This window comes from Rothia nasimurium (assembly GCF_004569295.1).
GTDB classification, from domain to species: domain Bacteria; phylum Actinomycetota; class Actinomycetes; order Actinomycetales; family Micrococcaceae; genus Rothia; species Rothia nasimurium_B.
Map to the genome: position 1 here is coordinate 1 of NZ_SPQC01000072.1, position 5859 is coordinate 5859.

At 58.1% G+C, this 5859-nt stretch carries 5 protein-coding genes; 4 read left to right on the plus strand and 1 reads right to left on the minus strand.

Annotated elements, in window-relative coordinates:
- Positions 1 to 152: 152 nt before the first annotated feature.
- From E4U03_RS12155 to E4U03_RS12170, 4 genes are all read left to right on the plus strand, one after another.
- On the plus strand, positions 153 to 638 hold the full coding sequence (locus E4U03_RS12155) for a GH32 C-terminal domain-containing protein (RefSeq protein ID WP_167752431.1): 486 nt from the start codon (positions 153 to 155) through the stop codon (positions 636 to 638).
- 368 nt (positions 639 to 1006) lie between these two features.
- Complete coding sequence (locus E4U03_RS12160; protein ID WP_167752432.1) at positions 1007 to 2497, plus strand: efflux RND transporter periplasmic adaptor subunit; 1491 nt, start codon at positions 1007 to 1009, stop codon at positions 2495 to 2497.
- A 3-nt stretch (positions 2498 to 2500) separates the two neighbouring features.
- Complete coding sequence (locus E4U03_RS12165) at positions 2501 to 3349, plus strand: ABC transporter ATP-binding protein (RefSeq protein WP_228066283.1); 849 nt, start codon at positions 2501 to 2503, stop codon at positions 3347 to 3349.
- 2 nt (positions 3350 to 3351) lie between these two features.
- The gene (locus E4U03_RS12170) at positions 3352 to 4650 is read left to right on the plus strand and encodes an ABC transporter permease (RefSeq protein WP_135013986.1); all 1299 of its coding nucleotides are present in this window, start codon (positions 3352 to 3354) and stop codon (positions 4648 to 4650) included.
- 148 nt (positions 4651 to 4798) lie between these two features.
- Here the strand turns inward: E4U03_RS12170 and E4U03_RS12175 are convergent.
- The coding region (locus E4U03_RS12175) for a thiamine pyrophosphate-binding protein (protein ID WP_135013987.1) at positions 4799 to 5859 on the minus strand (1061 nt) is incomplete at its 5' end.

The following is a 5859-nucleotide window of genomic DNA, read 5'->3' on the forward strand; positions in this document are numbered from 1 at the left end:
CTTGTTGGAAGAGGTGGATGAGTTGTTCTCGTTGGTGTTGGGTGAGTGAGCTTCGTGCTCGCATAGGAGATGCTCCCCATTAGTTGGTGACTGTTTTTTAGTAGTCCAACTTATGGGGAGCAGTTCATTCTTTGGGGCCGGACCTTAATCTGGTGAGCACTCCTTTAGAAGAGCTGAAAAATCTGAGGCAGAAAGAAACCGATATCGGGCCTCGTCGTCTAGAGGCTAACCAACGAGTTTCCCTGCTTGAAGGGGTAGATGCTTTTGAGCTAGAGATTACTCTTGACCTATCTGCCAGTTCCGCTGAGCGAATCGGCATCATGGTAGGGAATCTGGCTCAGAATTCCTATGCCTACCTTGGATACGATGCCCAGGCAGGGCGGGTTTTCCTTGATCGTCGCTTGACCGTGGGTGATGGCGGTTATCGATCTGCTGCTGTTCCTGTTGAGGGCGTACTCACCTTGCGCATCTTTGCTGATAGAGGCTCTATCGAAGTCTTTATCAACGATGGGTTCAACACGATTTCCTCGCTGGTCTTCAACGAAACAGAGTCTCGAGATGTAGTGCTAGTTGCTGAATCAGGGGATGCGCTGATCGATGCTTGCAAGGCTTGGCAACTGGGCAGTATTTGGGTCTAAATCTTTAAGTCATACACGAGACGTATCCCAGCTGTCGTAGTTTCATACCCGGGTATGATTTGTTGTTTTCTGGGTGTCAATAGGACGTCTGTCTTGGGGAAATTAGTCTTGATAGCGAGGGGAGACTGCTAGGAATTGAGAATTTTCAGGATTAGCGCAGTGTTTTCTCTCAAGACTCTGCCGTTACCTTCTGTTTGCCTGAATATTATAGGTGTCCTAGCTGGTAGTTCTCTGTGATGTGCGGAAGTTCCTCATACTCAGGTATGAAATAGGCTTCCTCAGGCTTTCCGGCCTGACCATAAATCTCGTAACTCCCATAAAATGAGGGCAAATATTCTTTATCTCTACCCCGAAATATGGAGAAAACTATGAGCAGTAGCCCCTCCACCCGCCAGCGCCCCAAGAAGCGCAAGAAGCTCTCTACCCTGACCAAGGTGCTCATTGCCCTGGGCGTTTCCCTGCTGGTCCTTATTTTTATCGTCAGCCAGGCCATCAACTCTGTCGCCAACCGGGCCTCCAGCGTCGGCATTCCCTCCACCGACTACATCCTGGTCACCGACAACCAGGGCGTCAGCAACAGGGTGCGAGTAGATGGCACCGTCCAGCCCGGAGAAACCCGGGCCGTCACCACCCACCTGACCACCACCATCAGCTCCGTTGACGTCAAGGTAGGCGACCGGGTACACCAGGGCCAGACGCTAGCCACCATGGACACCTCTACCCTGCAGAGCGAACTGGACTCCCAGCGCACCCAGCTGGACACCCAAGTCACTACTGCCCAGGCAGCCCTCACTACCGCCCAGAACAACTACAACCAGCTGCACGACGGCATCAACAACAACACCAACGCCGAAATTATGGCTGCCCTGAGTGCCCAGCGCACCGCCAACGAGCAGCTAACCGCAGCCAACAACGACCTGGCCACCAAACGCTCCCTGCGGGACGCCGCTGCTGCCGCAGGTGAAGACACCACTGCCCTCAACGCTGAAGTAGCAGCCGCCGAATCAGCCCAGCGTCTGGCTGCTGGTGCCAAGACCGATGTCGACACCGGTGTTACCACCGCCCGCAACGCCGCTAATACCCAGCTGACCAGCCTGGAAGCCGAAGTTAACTCTGCCCGCACCAGCCTGAGCGCCGCCGAAACCAGCCGCGACCAGACCCTGACCAAGCTGCAGAACGACATCAACGCAGCCACCATCACCGCCCCCATTGACGGTGTAGTCACCAGTGTCGCCAAGCCCGGCGCCGCAGCCACCGGCCCCATCGTCACTATCGGTAACGACTCCAGCCTGACCATCACCAGCAGCGTTCGCGAATCTGACATTGCTAAGATTAAGGAAGGCAACAAGGTCACTTTCACCGCCGGTAGTGACTCAGCCAAGGAGTACAAGGGCACCGTCACCTCTGTCTCCTCCATCGCTGACTCCCTGCAGCAGGCCTCCAGCAGCGGTAGCGACGCAGTCTCTGCCCTGGGTGCTGGCACCAGCAGCAATAGCAACCCCACCTTCAGTGTCCAGATTACTGTGGAAGGCGACCGCGAGGGCCTCTTCCTGGGCTCCAAGGTCAAGGCCAACATTATCACTGCTGAAGATTCCTCCTCCATCAGCTTGCCCCGCGATGCCGTCTACACCACCGACAGCGGCGCTAAGGCCGTCATTGTGGCTGTACCCGGTGAAGAAGGCCAGTACACCCTGGAAGAGCGGACCGTCGAAACAGGTTTGACCAACGATGTTGACATCGCCATCACCGGCGGCCAGCTGCAGACCGGCGACATGGTTATCACCCAGGGCGAAGCCTACAAGGACCGTATCGGCGCGCAGGTTCTTCTGGACGCCGGCACCAGCATTGGCGGTTTCTAAACCATGACTAGCCACAAACCCCAGGACTACCTGGACAATCCCACCGACGTGCTGGCTACCCAGACCCAGCCCGCCGGGGCTGGACACCTGCTAGATATGCGGGACATTGTTAAGACCTTTAACCAGGGAACCGAAAACGCCATCACGGTTCTGCCCGGTGTCAACTTCCACGTGGACGAGGGCGAATTTGTGTCGGTGGTTGGCCAGTCTGGCTCCGGCAAGAGCACCCTCATGAACATCATCGGTATGCTGGACAAGGCCACCGCAGGCTCCTACACCTTCGCCGGTGAAGACGTCATGGCCCTGAACGACGACGAACAGGCCTTCTATCGCAGCCAAAACATTGGCTTTGTCTTCCAGAGCTTCAATCTGATTGGCCGGATTTCTGCTCTCAAAAACGTGGAGATGCCCCTCATGTATGCAGGGGTTCCAGTCAAGGAGCGCCGCGAAAGGGCCCAGTATCTGCTAGAACAGATGGGCATAGCCGACCGTATGGACCACAACCCGGCCCAGCTCTCGGGTGGTCAGAAGCAGCGCGTAGCTATCGCCCGTGCCTTAGCCAACGACCCACCATTGCTACTGGCCGATGAACCGACAGGTGCTCTGGATAGCCAGACCGGCCGCATGGTCATGGATCTCTTCCATCAGCTCAACCGGGAGCAAGGCAAGACCATCGTCTTCATTACCCACAACCCTGAGCTGGCTGCTGAAACTACCCGGGTCGTGACCATGGTGGACGGCCGCATCCAGAACGGGCAGGAGGCTGCCAGCCCCTACCTGGCCCAGCAGCCCCAGGCTGGCGTCCAGACCTTAGACCCCACCCTGCCCATGAACCTTCAAGGAGGTCAGTAGCCGTGAATCTTCGTGAATCTCTGATACTGGCCCTGGGCAGCCTGCGCACCAACAAGATGCGGTCCTTCCTGACCCTGCTGGGTATTATCGTGGGTATCGTCTCGGTGATTGCTATTCTGACCCTGGGCCATGCCCTACAGGTGCAGACCAACCGGTCTATTGCCAGCTCGGGTGCTAACGATTTGACCGTACAGGTTAAGGGGCGTCCAGATCCGCAGGCTTCGGCTTCACCCTCCAGCGATCCCTACGGTGGTCTACTGGGCGAAAGCGGAGCCACCCCGGATACTGACTCCAAGTTTGATATGGACGACATCAACCTCATTAAGCAGGTCATGGGTGACTCCATTGCTGGTATTCCCATTGGTGACTCCAGCTACGGTGGCTCCTACATGCCCCTGACCGCTAACGGTAAGGAAGCTAGCGGTAGCGCCAAGTTCGTGAACGAGGATGCCCTTAAGCTTAAGCCTCTTGAGATTGTGGCCGGCCGCAACATTACCGCTGAAGATATCAAGACCTCCCGCAAGGTGGCTGTTATCTCGACCGAGACTATGAACGCCCTCTACGATGGTGACCCGCAGAAGGCTATCGGTAATGAAATCACTATGGACGGCACTAGCGGCTCCATGACCGGCGTGGTCATTGGTGTTTACGCCCCCGACACCAGTGGCGGTATTTTCGCCTACACTGACACCAGCGCCTACTATATGCCTTACACGGTTGCCTCAGCAGTCAGCGACTACGAGACTACCGAATGGTCAACTATTACGGTGCGTCCTTCTGAGAACGCAGATCTTGGGCAGACTAAGGCTAAGCTACAGGCTGTCCTGACCCAGATGTACCGGTCTAACGATAATTTCCAGGCCGAAATTATGGACTTCTCAGCTTCTACCGCTTCCTTTAACCAGGTGCTGAACAATATCAGTATGGCTATTAGTGCTATTGCTGGTATCTCTCTGCTGGTGGGTGGCATTGGCGTCATGAACATTATGTTGGTGACGGTGACTGAGCGAACCCGTGAAATCGGTATCCGTAAGGCCCTGGGCGCTACCCGTAGTGCTATCCGCACCCAGTTTGTGGTTGAGGCTATGATGGTTTGCCTGGTCGGCGGTATTCTTGGCGTTCTATTGGGCGGTGGCCTGGGCATGCTGGGTTCTAACCTGATGGGCCTTATGGTTCTGCCGCCGTTCAACGCGGTGCTGACCTCCCTGGGCTTCTCCCTGGCGATTGGTCTCTTCTTCGGCTACTACCCGGCCAACAAAGCAGCCAAGCTCGACCCCATCGACGCCCTGCGCTACGAGTAAGTGCAAACCTGCCTGCCGGTAAGCGTGCGGGCGGTTCGGGTAGATAAAAATTAGGACGCTGCCCCCACCTTCCTGCCTTCGGCAGGGGAGTGGGGGCAGCGTCCTTGTACCTACAAGCTACCCCAGAGAGTCGCTTATACCGGGGTATCTAGCGCAGGGTCTCACCAATCTTTAGGTGTACGACCGAGGGGCCGCGGGTTGCCAGGGCCTGCTGGACGGTCTCGGCCAGGATGTCCATGGTGGCTGAGAAGCCGGTGGCGCCGAAGCCCTCGGCCAGTTTGACCCAGTCGGGCTGCACCAGGTCTACCGCCACGGGGGCGATGCCGCGGTCGCGCTCGTTCTGGCGAATCTCGCCGTAGCCGCCGTTTTCGACGCAGATGATGGGTAGGTCGAGCTGCTGCTCAACGGCGGTCATGAGCTCTTGGATGGCGAACATGAGTGCGCCGTCGCCGAGTAGGCAGACCACAGGACGCTCGGGGGCGGCTACCTTGGCGCCAATAGCAGCGGGCAGGCCGTAGCCCAGGGTGGCGTAGGTTGCCATGTAGAGCAGGGAGTTGGGGCGGGCCGCCCGGTAGAAGGTGGTGGTGCCCATGTAGGTGACCTGGGAGGAGTCACCGGCAATGATGGTGTCTTCGGGCAGAATCTCCATAATCTTCTCGTTGAGCTCTGCCAGCTCGGGAGCCAGCGCCCGCCCCTCGTTGTCGAGGGTGTCGAAGATGTTTTGCAGGTTGCGGGGCTCGCGGGAGCCGGGGGCCAGGCCGAGCTCGGCGAGGGCGTCCAGAAGCTGCGGAATGACGGCCTTGGAGTTGCCCGGCAGCTCAATGTCGGGGGTGATGTTGGTGAGCATCTGGTCGCGCGTAATATCGATGCGAATGACGGGGCCGGCGGGGCGGATGTCGCCGTCCCAGAGCTCCGCTTCACCGATCTTGGAGCCGATAATCAGCATGGCGTCCGCCTCCCGGCAGAAGGCGTGGGCTGCGCTCAGGCGTAGGTCGGCGCCGAGGGAGAGGCGGTGCTTTTCGGGAATGGCGCCCTTGCCGTTAACCGAGGTAATGACGGGAGCTTCCAGGGTTTCTGCCAGGCGGAGCAGGTCGGCTGCTGCGCCGATGGAGCCGCCGCCTGCGACGATGATGGGTTTCTTCGATTCAGCCAGCATGCGGGCTGCCTCGCGCACGTCGTCGATGGGAGCGGGCTGGGGCTTGCCGAGGG

Excerpts from the sequence above, each read along its gene's own strand:
- E4U03_RS12165 (WP_228066283.1), top strand. The coding sequence starts at position 2,501 with ATGACTAGCCACAAACCCCAGGACTACCTGGACAATCCCACCGACGTG.
- E4U03_RS12160 (WP_167752432.1), top strand. The coding sequence starts at position 1,007 with ATGAGCAGTAGCCCCTCCACCCGCCAGCGCCCCAAGAAGCGCAAGAAG.